Source organism: Streptomyces sp. NPDC101225, assembly GCF_044767585.1.
Taxonomy (GTDB): domain Bacteria; phylum Actinomycetota; class Actinomycetes; order Streptomycetales; family Streptomycetaceae; genus Streptomyces.
In genome coordinates this window covers 1-16,174 of the sequence record NZ_JBIWOE010000053.1, presented here as the reverse complement: position 1 = coordinate 16,174, position 16,174 = coordinate 1, and the positions used below count along the sequence as shown (strand labels likewise).

Below are 16,174 nucleotides of genomic sequence, written 5' to 3'. Positions count from 1 at the left end.
AGTGCCGCCTTCTATCGTGCGGACCATGACGACCCCGCGCCCCATCACCGACCTCTCGGCGGACGACGCCCGCCGTATCGCGCTCCGCGCCCAGGGCCTGCTCGGCAGCCCCGACCGCAGGGCCGGAGTCCGCGGCGTCCTCCGCCGTCTCGGCGCGGTCCAGCTGGACACGATCTCGGTCCTGGCGCGCTCCCACGAGCTCATCCCGTACGCCCGGCTCGGCGCGGTGGGCCGCAGGACCGTGGAGAGCGCCTACTGGAAGGCCCCCTCCGCCCGTCCGCACGCCTTCGAGTACTGGTCGCACGCCGCGTGCATCCTCCCCGTCGAGGAGTGGCCCCACTTCGCCTTCCGCCGTCGCGCCTACCGCGGCCGCCCGCACTGGAACCACGAGCTGCCGGACGGCGCCTACGACCAGGTCGTCAAGCAGCTCCGCGCCGAAGGCCCCCTCACCGCCACGGAGTTGGGCGGCGCGAAGCGCACCAGCGAGTGGTGGGACTGGTCCGGCGCCAAGGTCGCCGTCGAGCGCGCGCTGATGTACGGCGAGGTCGTGTGCGTGGAGCGCAGGGGCTGGAAGCGGGTCTACGACCTCGCCGAGCGCGCGATCCCGCAGGAGCTGCTGCACGACGAGCTGGACGACACGGAGTGCCTGCGCCGCCTGGTCCGCCTGGCGGGCCGGTCCCTGGGCGTGGGCACACGCGCGGACATCGCCGACTACCACCGCCTCAAGGGCGAACAGGTGGAGGCGGTGATCGCCGACTCGGGCCTGGTCCCGGTCGCGGTGGAGGGCTGGGGCAAGCCGGCCTGGGCCGACCCGGCGGCCCTGGAGACCCCGCCGCGCGGCCGCCACCGCACCACGCTCCTGTCGCCCTTCGACTCCCTGATCTGGGAGAGAGCGCGCACGGAGCGGATCTTCGGCTTCACCCACCGCCTGGAGGCCTACGTCCCCAGACCCAAGCGCGTGCACGGCTACTTCGCGATGCCGGTCCTCGCAGGCGGCCGGCTGGTCGGCCGTGTCGACCCGGCCCGCGAGGGACACACGCTGGTGGCCCGGCAGGTCACGCTGGACGGCCCGAAGGCGGTCCCCGCGGTGGCCCGGGCCCTCGTGGAGGCGGCGGCCTGGGTGGACTGCACGGACGTGCGCGTGGAGCGGGTGGAGGCACCCGAGCTGCGCGCTCCCCTGGCCGTGGAACTCACCCGCGCGCTGGGCTGAGCCTCACCGGATCTCGAGGATCTTCTCCCGCATCGCGTACACCACCGCTTCCATCCTGGAGTGCAGCTGCAGCTTCTCCAGGATGTTGCGCACGTGGTTCTTCACGGTGTTCTCGGAGATGTACAACTCCTTGGCGATGTCCCGGTTGTTCATGCCGGTCGCGACGAGCTTGAGGACCTCCAGCTCCCGGTCGGTCAGCCGCGGGGCGGGGACCAGCCGGCGCTCGTCGGTCCGCTGGATCATCGACTTGAACTCGGTGAGCAGCTTGGACGCCATGGACGGGCTGATCTGCGACTGCCCGTCGGCCACCGCGCGAATGGCGGTGGCCACCTCGTCCGTGGAGATCTCCTTGAGCAGATATCCGGTCGCGCCCGCCTTGATCGCGTCGTAGAGGTCGGCCTCCTCGTCACTGATCGTCAGCATGATGATCTTGGCGCTGGGGGCGACCTCCTTGATGGAGGTGCAGGCCTCGATCCCGCCGCGCTTGGGCATCCGCACGTCCATCAGGACGATGTCGGGCAGCAGGTCGGCGGCCTTGTCCACGGCCTCCGCACCGTCCCCGGCCTCGCCGACGACCTGGATGTCCTCCTCGGCCGCGAGCACGATCTCCAGACCCCGGCGGAAAAGGGCGTGGTCGTCCACGACCAGGACTCTGATCGGCTCCTTGCGTGGGGAGCCCGCTTCTGGGCCCATGCCGACGACGCCGTCGTCGGCATCCTCGTCACGCATCGGTCCGAAGCTGTCCGCCATCGTTCCTCCCCCTGAGGCTGTGGCCTGTGGTGCTGCGCCAACGCCAACCCAAGGCAGCGGCCCACCGGTTGGGCCGTTGCGGCCATGATTCCATGCCCGGGCGACCATGCGGTGACCGAACGGGGCGCGCAGTGGTCGCACACCGATGCCCCTGGGGGCGCACAGGCGCTCCAGGGGCACCGGCTCAGCCGTCAGCCGCGCTCGTCAGCCACCCAGCGTGCCGCCCGGCGCGGGAGCCTGCGCCTGGGCGATCATCGGGTCCGTGCTGAGGTGGATGACCCCGTAGTCGTAGGCGTGCCGCCGGTAGACGACACTGGGCTCCTTGGTCTCGGAGTCGACGAACAGATAGAAGTCATGGCCGACCAGTTCCATCTCGTAGAGGGCCTGGTCGAGTGTCATCGGGGCGGCTACGTGAGTCTTTTCGCGGACGATGAGAGGGCCTTCGCCCTTCACCTCGAGAGAGCCGATCTTCTTGGTGGGCACGCCGTCCGGCTCGTCGTCCCGGACCGCCTCGCCATTGCCGTTGAGCGTCGCCGCGCCGGGGACGTGGTCGGGGACCTCGGCCGCCGAGATCCTGCGCGCGCCGCGGCGGGAGAACCGCTTGTCGTGCTGCTTGCGCAGCCGGGCGCCCAGCTTCTCCGCCGCCATGTCGAGGGCGGCGTACGGATCGCTGGCCGCTGCCTCCGCCCGGATCACGGGACCGCGGGAGCGGAGCGTGATCTCCACTCGGTCACACCGGTCGGCCTGTCGGGGGTTGGGCTCCTTGGACACCTCGACGTCGAGGCTGATCACCTTGCCGTCGAGCTTCTGGATCTTCTCCAGGTTCAGCTTCTCGGCCACGTGCTTGCGGAACCGCTCGGGCACCTCGGTCTTGCGGCCCTTGACGACGATGTCCACGCAGAACTCCGTTCCCGGATCACTCCGCTTCGGCGGCGGAGCATCTCCCTTTTGCACCAGGCCCCGGCAACTCCGGAACCTCGGACTCGGTGACTTCCACCTCCTCCCCCGCGGACAAGATCTCCACTCCACCGCTGCGGGTGATTGTGAAAACCCGCAGCCCGGCATTCGGGTGTGCGAGGGATGGCCTGCGCCTTTCTCTCACAACCGAACATATCTCGCCCGGACGGATGGCGTCACCCTCTACTGCGGCGTACCTCCGTTCAGGTGAATTGACCCTCTCATTACCTGCAACGATGCAACTAAGCAGTCAGTTCCGGTTTATTTCGAAAGAACCCGGCGGGGCTGCGACCACGGCCGCACGGACGACGTCACGCGCGGCCCACGCGCCCGCCATGAGCGGCACCGCGTGCCCTCGGCCGGTCTCTTCTTCTCTTGATCCAAGCCTCTGTTCTCCCATCACTTCCCGCGCAGCTCCCGCGTACACGGGCCCAGTTGATTCTCCGTACGGAATGAGCCCTTCCGTCGGCGCCGTCGCAGCCCGTACGGCACGCGCCGCCTCCGTCAAGGAGGCGCCCGTCGTCATCAGGTCGTCGACGAGCACGACCGGGCCGGCGTGCAGCAGCCGCTCACCTCCGGGCGCCACGGTCAGGGCGCCCGCCAGATTCTCCAGCCGCTGCCGGGAGTTGAGACCCGCCTGGTCGGCCACGGCACGCCGCTGCCGCAGCACGGCGAGCACCCTGGCCGCGGTCCCGGCCCGCCGCAGCTCACCCGCCGCCGCGAGCGCGATCCGCCGCGCCGGATCGTGTCCCCGTGCGCGCACGGCCGCGCGCGAGGACGGCACGGGGACGAGGAGCAAGGGCGCGCCGCCCACGGCCGCCGCACCCGGCGCCTGACCGAGCCCCGACCGCACAGCCCCTGCCAGGGCCGTGCCGAGCGGTGCGGCGAGAGACAGCGCCCCGCGCTCCTTGTGGGCCAGGAGCACGGCCCGGACCTCGTCGGCGTACCGGGCGGCCGCGTGCACCACGGGCAGCCCGGGCGGCTCCGGCACCGGTCGCACCCGGCCCGGTGCGGCCCCGCTCAGGGCGGCACGGCACTTCGCACAGAGCACCGTGCGAGGCATCCCGCAGCCTCCGCACTCGGCCGGCAGCACCAGGTCGGTGAGGTCCTGCCACCACCCCCGCATGACCACCACTGTGCCCATGCCCGGGTCACCCGGCCACCCCTGTGGAAAACTCCCTGTGGACAACTCGTCCCCGGCGCACACCAGGCCCGCCACACGGCAGTCCGCGAGCGCACGCGGCAACCCGGCGCGGACGCACGCGGCGGGCCTGCGCGGACGCACGCGGCTGTCGTCCCCGTCAGACCCCGCGACCGGCCTGCCCGGCCTTACCCCGCACGGATCTCACCCGGGATAGACCGGTGCCTGCCCGTCCGTGACCTTCTGCCACTGCATCCCGGACGGCAGCCGTACGATCCCGTCCTCCGAGTTCGCCACCATGGGCAGGCTGTCGGATTCGGTCGCGGTGATCTCCTTGATCCCGCTGAGAGCCGCGGGCGCCGGGCCCTCCGGCGTGGAGCCGTCCACCAGGACGTAGCGCATGGTCTGGACTCCGCCCTGTTCGCGACCGGCGACCACGAGCCGGCCGTCCCCGGCCCAGGACATGGTCGTCACGTCCTCCAACTCGGGCGACGCGGAGCGCAGTTCGAGCACCGAGACCGTCGGCCGGGTCTCCGCGGACTCCTGCCGCCGCTCGATCCGCCCGATGAGCAGCGACGTCTTGCCGCCCTTCGCCACCACGAGCGCGATCCGCACGCCGTCGGCGGCCACCCGAACGTCCTGGATGCTGCCGTCCAGGTCCGGGGTCCTCACCTCGACCGGCTCGCCCTTGCCCTGGTCCAGCAGGAGCAGCCGGGGTTTGGCGGGGTCGCGGTCGGCCACCCAGAGGTCGCCGTTCGCGTCCCAGCTGGGCGCCGACAGCCGGTCCCGCTCCGTCGTGCCGTGGCTGACCAGAACGGGGGCGCCGAGCGAACTGCCGGACGCCAGCGACGCGACGTACAGGTTCTTGGCGTCGGCGCTCACACCGGCCGCCCTGTCCTCGTGGCGCGAGACGGCTACCGACCGCAGCTGCCTGCCGACCTCGCCCAGCGCCCCGGGCACCGGCTCCGCCTTGGTGCTGTTGGCGCCGGCCGCGAGCCGTACGAGCCGGCTCTTGTTGTCGAGGAAGTACACGTAGTCGGGCTGCCGCGCCGAGCCGAGCGAGGCGACGTCGTTGGCCCGCCCCTCCACCAGCGAGCACAGCTGCGTCCGGCCCGACCGCAGCTGTATCTCGTCCACCGCGGGCGTGAGGGTCTGCACCGTGAACAGGATCTGCGCCGCCATCTCCTTGCACCTGGCCGCACCGGCCCGGGCGGCGTTCGCGTTCAGCGGCACGGTCAGCTTGTTCTGGTCGTCGGGCGCCAGCGCGGCGACGCCCTTCTGCAGCTGCGTACCGGTGGGGAAACTCGTCCGCACCACGGGATCGAGCCAGTGGGTGGGCCCGCTGAGCAGCGAGCGGACCATCTGCGTCATCGGGTCCACGCGCCGGCGCACGTACACGGGGTCCGCGACGGCCGCGGGCCGCGACGCCGACCGGCTCGCGGTGTCGGTGGCGAAGTAGTACTTGCTCACGGCCATGTAGTTGCGCTGGAAGTCCGACTTGCCCATGACGACGCCCTGGGGAGGCGTGTCGATGCGCCACTGCTTGGTCTTCCTGTCGCGCGAGAGGTGCACCGGCTCGTTGTACGAGCCGCTCGCGGGCGCGTACGCCTGCTGCGCGTCCACCCTGGCGAGCTTCGTCCCGGTCAGCGTGAAGGACAGGTCGTTGCTGTTCTCCCGGCTGCCCAGGCGGTTGACGTCGATGCCCGGCCCGTCGGCGAGGACGGTGCTGGACAGTCCCGGCTTCCACGCCCGCGAGGCCGCCTTGGTCAGATACTGGCGCGCCGTCGAATAGCTCGGGTCGTCGCTGGTCAGCGCCTCGAGGAAGCCCGAGACGATGTCGGAGGGCTGGGCGTTGTCCGGGGGCGGCATGGCGAAGACCCGTACCTGGGTGTCCTGGCGCGGCGTGGAGTCGACGCCGCTGACGTCCCCGCTGTCCGGCATCGAGGCGCACCCCGCCAGCAGTACGACGCCGCAGACGCCGTACGCCGCCGCACGAGCCGGTCGGCGCCGGCCACCCCCGTCGCGGTCAGCGCCCACGAAATGCCTCCCCCTGCTTCTTGGACTCCTCCGGCCCGGGACCCCGGCCAGGGGTCTTCTCCGGTGCTCCACCCTCGGTGGACGTCTGGTCCTGCCGCCGCGCTCCCGAGGCGGGACGGGGCACCACCCGCGCGCCGTTGCCCGGCAGCGCAGCCGGGTCGACGTTGGGCGCCGTGCCGTTCAGCCGCGGGGCCATCGGTATCTGGTCCCCGGCGGGCTGCGCGGGCACGGTGGCGGCCTTCTCACTGCCGCCGCGCGGCAGCCCCGCGTCGTCGAGTCCGCGGTTGCGCCGCGAGTCCTTGGGCTCCAGCGGTATCGGCGAGCCCCGCAGCGGCTCGTCGGCGGTCCGCGGCAGCGTCAGCCGGAACTGCGAGCCGCCGCCCGGCTCGCCCCACGCCTGCAGCCAGCCGCCGTGCAGCCGCGCGTCCTCCAGCGCGATGGAAAGACCGAGGCCCGTACCGCCGGTGGTACGCGCGCGTGCCGGGTCGGCCCGCCAGAACCGGCTGAACACGCGCGTGGCCTCGCCGGGCTTGAGCCCGACGCCGTAGTCGCGCACCGCGACCGCGACCGCCCCGCCCGCCGAGGCGAGCTTGACCACGACGTCCTTGCCCTCGCCGTGCTCCACGGCGTTGACGACGAGGTTGCGCAGCACCCGCTCCACGCGCCGGGCGTCCGCCTCCGCCACGACGGGCTGCTGGTCGCCCGTCACGCGTATGTGCGTGCCCTTGCGCTCGGCCAGCGGCTCCGCCCCGCTGACGACCCGCCGCACGACCTCCCTGAGGTCTATCGGCTCGGCCTCCAGCGCCGCCGCCCCCGCGTCGAACCTGCTGATCTCCAGCAGGTCCGCGAGCAGCGACTCGAACCGGTCCAGCTGATCGGCCAGCAGCTCCGCCGACCGCGCGGTGACCGGGTCGAAGTCCTCGCGCGCCTCGTGGATGACGTCGGCGGCCATCCGTACGGTCGTCAGCGGCGTCCGCAGCTCGTGCGACACGTCCGACACGAACCGCCGCTGCATCCGCGACAGGTCCTCCAGCTGCTGGATCTTCAGCTGCAGGTTCTGCGCCATCTTGTTGAAGGCCTCGCCGAGCCGCGCGATGTCGTCCTCACCGGTGACCTTCATCCGTTCCTGAAGACGCCCGGCGGACAGCCGCTCGGCGATCCCGGCCGCCATCCGCACCGGCGTCACGACCTGCCGCACCACCAGCCAGGCGATGGCCCCCAGCAGGACGACGACGAAGAGCCCGGCGGTCGCCAGGGTGCCCTTGACCAGGCTCAGCGACTTCTCCTCCTGTGTGAGCGGGAAGAGGTAGTACAGCTGGTACGGGTCGCCGTTCGGGTCGTTGACCTGCTTGCCGATGACCAGCGCCGGCTGGGACTCCTTGGCGTTGCTGTAGACGATGCTGGTGTAGCTCTGGGCGGCCCCCGCCCCGTCGCCGATCCGCGTCCGCAGGTCCTCGGGGACGCTGGCGGAGGGGTCGACGTCGCCGGAGGCGCGCGGACCGCGCCCGCCGCCGCCGTTGTCCCCGGCGGGCAGGGTGACCACGTCGAAGGCGCCCTGACCGCCGCTGGACAGCGAGGAGACCAGATCGCTCATCCACTGGATGACGTTCTGCGAGGGACGGTTGTCGGCCGTCGTGCCGCTGCCGTCGGTGGTTGCCGCCGCGGCCTCGTCGGCCCGCGTCTTGGCCACCGCGAAGCCGCCGGTGGCCTGGCTCTGCGAGGCCTTCACCTTGGCGTCCAGCAGGCCGTTGCGCACCTGCCCGATCACGACGAAGCCCAGCAGCAGGACGACGCCGAGCGACATCAGCAGCGTCGTGACGACGACCTTGAGCTGGATGTTGCGGCGCCACAGCCGCATGACGGGCAGCAGCGGCCGGCGTACCCAGCGCATGAACAGGCGCAGGACGGGGCTGCCCTGGACGCCGCCCTGCAGCAGACCGCCCTCCAGCAGCTGCTCCCATCGGGAGCCGGCCGCTCCCCGGCCGACAGGCCGCTCCGCGCGGGCCTCGCCCGGCCCGGGCGCCGAAGCGGCACTGTGACCGGACATGTCAGCTCGGCCCTGCCTTGTAACCGACGCCCCGGACGGTCACCACGATCTCCGGCCGCTCGGGGTCCTTCTCCACCTTGGAGCGCAGCCGCTGCACATGCACGTTGACCAGGCGGGTGTCCGCGGCGTGGCGGTAGCCCCACACCTGTTCGAGCAGCACCTCACGCGTGAACACCTGCCACGGCTTGCGCGCCAGCGCCACCAGCAGGTCGAACTCCAGCGGCGTCAGCGCGATCGACTGCCCGTCCCGCTTCACGGAGTGACCGGCCACGTCGATGACGAGGTCGCCTATGGCCAGCTGCTCCGGCGCCGGCTCCTCCGACCTCCGCAGCCGCGCCCTGATCCGGGCGACGAGCTCCTTCGGCTTGAACGGCTTGACGATGTAGTCGTCGGCGCCCGACTCCAGCCCGACCACCACGTCGACGGTGTCGCTCTTGGCGGTGAGCATCACGATCGGCACACCGGACTCGGCCCGGATCAGGCGGCAGACCTCGATGCCGTCCCGTCCGGGCAGCATCAGGTCGAGCAGCACGAGATCGGGCTTGCTCTCACGGAAGGCGGCCAGCGCCTTGTCGCCGTCGGCCACGAAAGACGGCTCGAAACCTTCACCACGCAGCACGATGCCGAGCATCTCGGCCAGTGCCGTGTCGTCGTCGACGACCAGGACTCGTCCCTTCATAAACGACATCATCCCATTCTCGTAACAGTGACAGAGGCGCTGGTGAGCAGGGTCACTGGCCCGTGACGATAGTCGTACTGCGCCGTCACTGTCTGCCTCGTCCACCGACGCCGCTGTCGTCAACGGCCGTCCCTCACCCAGCGTAGGCGCACCCTGACCACGAGGTCGGCCCGGCGGACGGGCGCCGGACCCGCCCGGCGGGCCGATCCGGAGTGCGCGCGGCCCACCGGCACCGGGCGGGCCGCCGGTCCTCTTCAGCCGATCGTCACCTGGGGCGACCCGGCACAGAGCTCGGCCAGCGCCTCGGCGGTCACCGGCGAGACGGTGCCCTCCTCCGTGACGATCGCGGTCACCAGCTCGGGCGGCGTCACGTCGAACGCCGGGTTGTACGCCTGCGTGCCCAGGGGCGCCACCGGGATCCCGGCTCCCGCCTCCGCACCCGCGACCGCCACCTGAGGCGCCACGACCTCGGTCACCTCATGACCGGGCCGCTGCTCGACCTCGATCGACGCTCCGTCCGGGGTGTCGAGGTCCACCGTCGTCACCGGCGCCACCACGATGAACGGCACATGGTGGTAGCGCGCGAGCACGGCGAGCGGATAGCTGCCCACCTTGTTCGCCACCGACCCGTCGGCCGCGATCCGGTCCGCCCCGATCAGTACGGCGTCCACCTCACCGGCGGCGAACAGCGAGCCCGCCGCGTTGTCCGTGAGCAAGGTGTACGCCATGCCGCTGCGCGCCGCCTCATAGGCGGTCAGCCGGGCGCCCTGCAGCAGCGGACGCGTCTCGTCCACCCACAGCCGCCGCAACCTCCCCGCCCGGTGCGCCGCGAGCGCCACCGCGAACGCCGTCCCCTCCCCGCCCGACACCAGCGACCCGGTGTTGCAGTGCGTGAGGACGCGGTGCCCGCCGGCCGGCAGCAGTTCGTCCAGCAGCGCCAGTCCGCGCGCGGCCATGCGCGCGCTGGCGTCGGCGTCCTCCCGGTGCAGTCGCTGCGCCGCGGCGAGCGCAGCGGTCGCCGCGGCCGTGGCATCGCCGGTCCTGGCGAACTCGGCCCGGTGCGCCGCCTGCGCCCTGCGCACACCGGCGGCGAGGTTCACCGCGGTGGGACGGGCACCCGCGAGCACGGTCGCGGCCTCGTCCACGTCGAATCCGCGCGCGGCGGCGAGCGCGACGCCGTACGCTCCCGCGATCCCGAGCACCGGCGCCCCGCGCACGGCCAGCGAACGGATCGCCTCCACCAGGGCGGACGCGTCCGTGCAGACCAGCTCGACCTCCTCCGCCGGCAGCCTCGTCTGGTCGAGCAGAACCAGCACCGGGCCTTCGGGGGGTTCCTCCCATCGGATCACCGGGATCTCGGTCGGCCTGCTGTCTTCGCCGGAATGCGCGTACTGATCAGCCATGCGGTCAGTCTGCCCCTTCCGCGGCGGACAATTGAAGGTGTCCAGCCCATACCGCGGCCGGTACCCGGATGACCACCCCATGGCACGATGGCTGCCAACCTGCAGCCGCGACCGCGGACGGGCACCGTGAAGGAGCGACGATGAAAGACACTCCGGGCTGGGCCTCGCCCGGATCTGCCCCCTCCGACGGGCAGGGGTCCGGCACGTCCGGCCCTGCCGACCGTCCCGGTCCCGCGGACCGGCCCGGCCCCGAGCAGCAGGACGGTGCCGGCGCACAGGACCACGGCCCGCAGTGGTCCAAGGAGCAGCCGCCGCCAGGCCGGTGGTCCGCGCCCACGGGGCCCGGCGACGCCGCCCCGCCCGGCCCTCCGCCGCCACCGCCCCCGGGCCCCGGCTGGGGCACCCAGCCCCCCCAGGGCTACGGTGCCTACGGCGCGCCCGGCCACCCCGCGTGGGGCGGCGGCTGGGGAGGCCCCCCGCCCGCCGCCAAGCCGGGTGTCATCCCGCTCCGCCCGCTGGGCGTGGGCGAGATCCTCGACGGCGCGGTCTCCACCATGCGCACCTACTGGCGCACGGTCCTGGGCATCTCCCTGACCGTCGCGGTGGTCGCCGAGGTCGTCGTCATCCTGCTCCAGGGCCTCGTGCTCAACGACACCAGTACGGCCGCCCTCGACGACCCCAGCGCCAGCGCCAAGGAACTCACGCGTGCCCTGGGCGACGCCATGCTCGGCTCCGGTGCCGTCTTCCTGGTCTCCCTGATCGCCACGGTCGCCGCGACCGCCCTGCTGACCACCGTGACCAGCCGTGCCGTCCTCGGCCGGCCGGTGACCACCGGTGAGGCCTGGCGCGACGCCCGGCCCCAGGTGCTCAAGCTGCTCGGCCTGATCCTGCTGCTGCTCGTCATCGCCGTCGCGATCGTCCTCGGCGGCATGCTGCCGGGCATCCTCGTGGCCGTCTTCGCGAACACCGCGGCCGGTTTCGCGCTCGCCGCCCTGGGCGGGCTCGGCGGCGGCATCGTCGCCCTGTGGCTGATGATCCGCTTCTCCCTCGCCTCGCCCGCCCTGATGCTGGAGAAGCGCGGCGTGGTGAAGTCGATGAGCCGGTCGGTGAAGCTCGTCCGCGGCTCCTGGTGGCGGGTGTTCGGCATCCTCCTGCTCGCCGGGATCATCGCCAACATCATCTCGGCGATCGTCGTCATCCCCTTCACCTTCATCGCCGCGGCGTTCAGCGGCGACGGCATCACCGGCCTCCTCACCGCCGGGACCGGCGACCTCGGCTGGACCTTCCTGATCATCAGCGGGATCGGCTCGGTGATCGGCTCCATGATCACGTACCCGATCAACGCGGGCGTCACCGTGCTCCTCTACATCGACCAGCGCATCCGCCGCGAGGCCCTCGACCTCGAACTGGCCCGCGCCTCCGGCGTCGCGGGCTACGGCGCCGGCGCCGGCTCGGGAGGCTGAAGCCGTGAGCCTGACGGGGGGAGTTCTCACGGCGGTGCCCACAGCCCTGCCGCACGCCGCGGGATCGGCCGTACGGACCCTGACGAGGGCCGCACACGCGTCGGTCCTGTCGCCGGCCGGCTCGGGCGACGAACCGCCGGTGACGATCGCGCGGGACCCCGCGCGTGAGGCGGCCCGTCGTGAGCTGTCCAAACGCATGTACCACGAGAACGACCCCAGCCTGTTCCAGCGCGCCCTGAACGCCTTCTGGGAGTGGGTCGACAAGCTCTTCGGCTCGGCCGCGGCCGCGACGCCCGGGGGCATGCTCGGCCTGGTCGTCATCATCGTGGCCGTCGTCGCCGTCCTGGGCGCCCTGTGGTGGCGCCTGGGCACGCCGCGCCGTGAACCCGTCTCGTCCGCCGCCCTGTTCGACGACCGCCCCCGCAGCGCCGCCGAACACCGCGCCGCCGCCGAGGCGCACGCCGCCCAGGGCCACTGGAACCAGGCCGTCCAGGAGCGCACGCGCGCCATCGTCCGCTCCCTGGAGGAGCGCGCCCTCCTCGACGTCCGCCCGGGCCGCACCGCGGACGAGGCGGCCGCCGAAGCAGGCCGCGCCCTGCCCGCCCACACCGACCGCCTGCGGGCCGCCGCCCGGGACTTCGACGACGTGACGTACGGCGGGCGAAGGGCGACCGAGGAGTCGTACGACCGCATGGCCGCACTCGACCGCGACCTCGAGCGCAGCAAGCCCCGGCTCGCGAGCAGCAGCGCCGGCACCGCGGACGGCGCCCGCCAGGGAGCCGCCGGATGACCACCGAGGCCACCCTCCCGTCCACCTCGGCCTCGCCCACCGCCCGCCAGGTGTGGACCCGCACACGCGGCATCGCGCTCGCCCTCGTGCTCCTCCTGGCGGCGGCCGTCGCGATCGCCGTGATCCGCTCCGACACCAAGCACGGCGAACTCGACCCGCGCTCCGTCGGCCCCTACGGCAGCCGCGCCGTCGCCGAACTCCTCGCCGAGCGCGGGGTGTCCACGCGCGTGGTGACCACCCTGGACGGGGCCCGAGCCGCAGCCGCCCCGGACACCACCCTCCTGGTCGCCGTCCCCGACCTTCTGACGAAGTCGCAGCAGAGCCGGCTGCACTCCGCGGTCGCGGGCTCCGGCGGCCGCACCGTCCTCGTCGCGCCGAGCGGAGCGTCCGTCGAAACGCTCGTCCCCGGGGTCACCGCGGACCCCGCCAACAGCTTCGACTCGACGCTCACCCCCGAGTGCCGGCTGCCCGCCGCCCGCCGCGCGGGCGCCGCGGACACGGGTGGCATCCGCTACACCACCACCCGCGTCGACGCCGACGAGTGCTACCCGAGCGAACGCCTGGCCACCCTCCTGCGCCTCCCGGCGACCTCCGAGAAGGGCGACACCGTCGTCGTCGGCGCCCCCGACATCCTCCTCAACAACCGTCTCGACCAGCAGGGCAACGCCTCGCTCGCCCTCCAGCTCCTCGGTTCCCGCCCTCATCTGGTCTGGTACCTCCCCTCGCTCTCCGACACCTCGGCCACCGACACGGGCGAGAAGAAGGGCTTCCTCGACCTGCTGCCCTCCGGCTGGGTCTGGGGCACGCTGCAGCTCTTCGTCGCGGCAGCCCTCGCCGCCCTCTGGCGGGCACGCCGGCTCGGCCCCCTCGTGCCCGAGAAACTCCCCGTGGCGATCCGCGCCTCCGAAACCGTCGAAGGCCGTGCCCGCCTCTACCGCAAGGCGAACGCCCGCGACCGCGCGGCCGCCGCTCTTCGCTCCGCCTCCCGCATCCGCCTCGCCCCCCTCGTCGGCGTCCCCGTCGCCCAGGCGCACGCGCCCGAGGCCCTGCTCCCCGCCCTGTCCGCCCACCTCCACGGCGACGGACGGTCGCTGCACTCACTCCTCTTCGGCCCGCCGCCCAGCGACGACACGGCCCTGATCGCACTCGCCGACCAACTCGACGCCCTCGAAAGAGAGGTACGCCGTCCATGATGGACCCGACCACTGACAACGCCGGGTACGCCGGGGACCCGGCCCGGTCCAGGGCCTCCCTGGAGGCCCTGCGTGCCGAGATCGCCAAAGCCGTGGTCGGCCAGGACCCCGCCGTGACCGGCCTCGTCGTGGCGCTCCTCTGCCGCGGGCACGTCCTCCTCGAAGGCGTCCCCGGAGTCGCCAAGACCCTGCTCGTGCGCGCCCTGGCGTCCGCCCTGGAACTCGACACGAAGCGCGTGCAGTTCACCCCGGACCTGATGCCGAGCGATGTGACGGGCTCGTTGGTCTACGACACCCGCACCGCGGAGTTCTCCTTCCAGCCCGGCCCGGTCTTCACCAACCTCCTCCTGGCCGACGAGATCAACCGCACGCCCCCGAAGACCCAGTCGTCCCTGCTGGAGGCCATGGAGGAGCGCCAGGTCACGGTCGACGGCACTCCGCGCCCGCTCCCCGACCCGTTCCTGGTCGCCGCGACCCAGAACCCGGTCGAGTACGAGGGCACGTACCCCCTCCCCGAGGCCCAACTGGACCGCTTCCTCCTCAAGCTGACGATCCCTCTGCCCTCTCGGCAGGACGAGATCGACGTCCTCACCCGCCACGCCGAGGGCTTCAACCCACGCGACCTGCGCGCCGCCGGCGTACGCCCCGTGGCAGGCCCGGCGGACCTGGAGGCCGCCCGCGCAGCCGTCGCCAAGACGGCGATCTCCCCGGAGATCACCGCCTACGTGGTGGACATCTGCCGAGCCACCCGCGAGTCGCCGTCACTCACCCTGGGCGTCTCCCCGCGCGGCGCGACGGCGCTCCTGGCCACCGCGCGCGCGTGGGCGTGGCTCACCGGACGCGACTACGTCATCCCCGACGACGTCAAGGCTCTGGCCCTCCCCACCCTGCGCCACCGGGTGCAGCTGCGCCCCGAGGCCGAGATGGAAGGCGTCACCGCGGACTCCGTCATCAACGCGATCCTCGCCCACGTCCCCGTCCCCCGCTGATGGCCATCACCGGACGCGCCGCGCTCCTCGCGGCCCTCGGCTCCCTCCCCGTCGGCATCTGGGACCCCAGCTGGACGGGCCTGCTCGCCGTGAACGCCCCCATCGCCGCGGCCTGCGCCTGCGACTTCGCCCTGGCTGCTCCGGTACGACGCCTCGGCCTGGCCCGCTCCGGCGACACGTCCGTACGCCTGGGCGAGGCGGCGGACGTCACCCTCACCGTCACCAATCCGTCCCGTCGCCTCCTCAGGGCCCGCCTGCGCGACGCCTGGCCGCCGAGCAGCTGGGAGCCCGGCACGGAGGTCGCAGCGTCCCGCCACCGCCTCACGGTCCCCGCAGGGGAGCGCCGGCGCCTCACCACCCGGCTGCGACCGACCCGCCGCGGCGACCGCCAGGCGGACCGGGTGACGATCCGCTCGTACGGCCCTCTCGGCCTGTTCGCCCGCCAGGGGACGCACAAAGTCCCCTGGACCGTACGCGTCCTGCCGCCTTTCACCAGCCGCAAGCACCTTCCCTCGAAGCTCGCCCGCCTCCGCGAACTGGACGGCCGCACGAGCGTGCTCACCCGCGGCGAGGGCACAGAATTCGACAGCCTGCGCGAGTACGTCCCCGGCGACGACACCCGCTCCATCGACTGGCGCGCGACCGCCCGCCAGTCCGCGGTCGCCGTACGCACTTGGCGCCCCGAACGCGACCGTCACATCCTCCTGGCCCTGGACACGGGCCGTACGTCCGCGGGCCGCGTGGGCGACGCTCCGCGCCTCGACGCCTCCATGGACGCTGCGCTGCTGCTGGCGGCCCTCGCCTCCCGCGCCGGCGACCGGGTGGACCTGCTCGCCTACGATCGCCGGGTACGCGCCCACGTCCAGGGCCGCACGGCGCGCGACGTCCTCCCGTCCTTGGTCAACGCGATGGCCACGCTCGAACCCGAACTGGTCGAACTGGACGCCCGAGGCCTGACGGCGACCGCTCTCCGTACGGCCCCTCGCCGCTCGCTCGTCGTCCTGCTCACCAGCCTCGACACGGCCCCGGTGGAAGAGGGCCTGCTCCCCGTCCTCGCTCAACTCACCCAGCGCCACACGGTTCTGGTGGCCTCCGTCGCGGACCCGCACATCGCCCGGATGGCCACGTCCCGGGGCAACACCGAGGCCGTCTACGACGCCGCGGCCGCAGCGCAGTCCCAAAGCGAACGCCACCGCACCGCAGAACAACTCCGCCGCCACGGCGTCACCGTCGTCGACGAGACACCGGACGAACTGGCGCCGGCACTGGCGGACGCATATCTGGCGCTGAAGACCGCCGGACGCCTGTAGGACACGGCATGTAGGGCCAAGGGGCTCTTTCTGGAGAGCCCCAAAAACAATCGAACCCGGAACGCAGAAAACCCCCGAACCGGTATCCCCGGCCGGGGGTTTTCTGAATGATTGTTCGGCGGCGTCCTACTCTCCCACAGGGTCCCCCCTGCAGTACCATCGGCGCTGTAAGGCTTAGCTTCCGGGTTCGGAATGTAACCGGGCG

General features: G+C 72.6%; 13 protein-coding genes and 1 rRNA gene. 6 read left to right on the top strand and 8 right to left on the bottom strand.

Features of this window, described 5'->3' with window-relative positions:
* Positions 1–25: 25 nt before the first annotated feature.
* Positions 26–1,210, top strand: coding sequence for a winged helix-turn-helix domain-containing protein (locus ACIRPX_RS40895; protein ID WP_404205044.1), 1,185 nt, complete (start codon positions 26–28; stop codon positions 1,208–1,210).
* A 3-nt stretch (positions 1,211–1,213) separates the two neighbouring features.
* Here ACIRPX_RS40895 and ACIRPX_RS40890 read toward each other — a convergent pair whose 3' ends face one another.
* The 7 genes from ACIRPX_RS40890 to mtnA all read right to left on the bottom strand — a co-directional run bounded on the left by ACIRPX_RS40890 (position 1,214) and on the right by mtnA (position 10,224).
* Positions 1,214–1,960: a response regulator gene (locus ACIRPX_RS40890; RefSeq protein WP_404205042.1), complete on the bottom strand. Its 747-nt coding sequence runs from the start codon at positions 1,958–1,960 to the stop codon at positions 1,214–1,216.
* 204 nt (positions 1,961–2,164) lie between these two features.
* Positions 2,165–2,857: a ribosome hibernation-promoting factor, HPF/YfiA family gene (hpf, locus tag ACIRPX_RS40885; RefSeq protein WP_404205039.1), complete on the bottom strand. Its 693-nt coding sequence runs from the start codon at positions 2,855–2,857 to the stop codon at positions 2,165–2,167.
* Positions 2,858–3,167: 310 nt separating this feature from the next.
* Positions 3,168–4,043, bottom strand: coding sequence for a ComF family protein (locus tag ACIRPX_RS40880; protein ID WP_404205097.1), 876 nt, complete (start codon positions 4,041–4,043; stop codon positions 3,168–3,170).
* A 219-nt stretch (positions 4,044–4,262) separates the two neighbouring features.
* Positions 4,263–6,095, bottom strand: a complete 1,833-nt coding sequence (locus ACIRPX_RS40875; protein ID WP_404205037.1) for an LpqB family beta-propeller domain-containing protein — start codon at positions 6,093–6,095, stop codon at positions 4,263–4,265.
* A complete protein-coding gene (gene mtrB, locus ACIRPX_RS40870) occupies positions 6,085–8,142 on the bottom strand; it encodes an MtrAB system histidine kinase MtrB (protein ID WP_404205035.1) in 2,058 nt (685 codons plus the stop codon). Before mtrB ends, ACIRPX_RS40875 begins: the two co-directional genes overlap by 11 nt.
* A 1-nt stretch (position 8,143) precedes the next feature.
* The gene (gene mtrA, locus ACIRPX_RS40865) at positions 8,144–8,833 is read right to left on the bottom strand and encodes a two-component system response regulator MtrA (RefSeq protein WP_187284748.1); all 690 of its coding nucleotides are present in this window, start codon (positions 8,831–8,833) and stop codon (positions 8,144–8,146) included.
* Positions 8,834–9,075: 242 nt separating this feature from the next.
* Positions 9,076–10,224, bottom strand: a complete 1,149-nt coding sequence (gene mtnA, locus ACIRPX_RS40860) for an S-methyl-5-thioribose-1-phosphate isomerase (protein ID WP_404205033.1) — start codon at positions 10,222–10,224, stop codon at positions 9,076–9,078.
* A 140-nt stretch (positions 10,225–10,364) separates the two neighbouring features.
* On the opposite strand from mtnA, the gene ACIRPX_RS40855 reads away from it, so the two are divergent.
* Genes ACIRPX_RS40855 through ACIRPX_RS40835 form a run of 5 tightly spaced genes read left to right on the top strand, consistent with a single transcriptional unit; the run spans position 10,365 to position 15,969 of the window.
* On the top strand, positions 10,365–11,687 hold the full coding sequence (locus ACIRPX_RS40855) for a hypothetical protein (RefSeq protein ID WP_404205031.1): 1,323 nt from the start codon (positions 10,365–10,367) through the stop codon (positions 11,685–11,687).
* Positions 11,688–11,691: 4 nt separating this feature from the next.
* Entirely contained in the window at positions 11,692–12,477 is a 786-nt protein-coding gene (locus ACIRPX_RS40850; RefSeq protein WP_404205029.1) for a DUF4129 domain-containing protein, read from the top strand.
* Positions 12,474–13,670 carry a DUF4350 domain-containing protein gene (locus ACIRPX_RS40845; protein ID WP_404205027.1) on the top strand — a complete coding sequence of 399 codons (1,197 nt, stop codon included), beginning with the start codon at positions 12,474–12,476 and terminating at the stop codon, positions 13,668–13,670. Before ACIRPX_RS40850 ends, ACIRPX_RS40845 begins: the two co-directional genes overlap by 4 nt.
* The gene (locus ACIRPX_RS40840) at positions 13,670–14,659 is read left to right on the top strand and encodes an AAA family ATPase (RefSeq protein WP_404205095.1); all 990 of its coding nucleotides are present in this window, start codon (positions 13,670–13,672) and stop codon (positions 14,657–14,659) included. The genes ACIRPX_RS40845 and ACIRPX_RS40840 overlap by 1 nt, the downstream gene beginning before the upstream one ends.
* A complete protein-coding gene (locus ACIRPX_RS40835) occupies positions 14,659–15,969 on the top strand; it encodes a DUF58 domain-containing protein (protein WP_404205025.1) in 1,311 nt (436 codons plus the stop codon). The genes ACIRPX_RS40840 and ACIRPX_RS40835 overlap by 1 nt, the downstream gene beginning before the upstream one ends.
* A gap of 113 nt (positions 15,970–16,082) precedes the next feature.
* On the opposite strand, the gene rrf is transcribed toward ACIRPX_RS40835, so the two are convergent.
* Positions 16,083–16,174 (bottom strand): 5S ribosomal RNA (gene rrf / locus ACIRPX_RS40830); the annotation flags it as partial.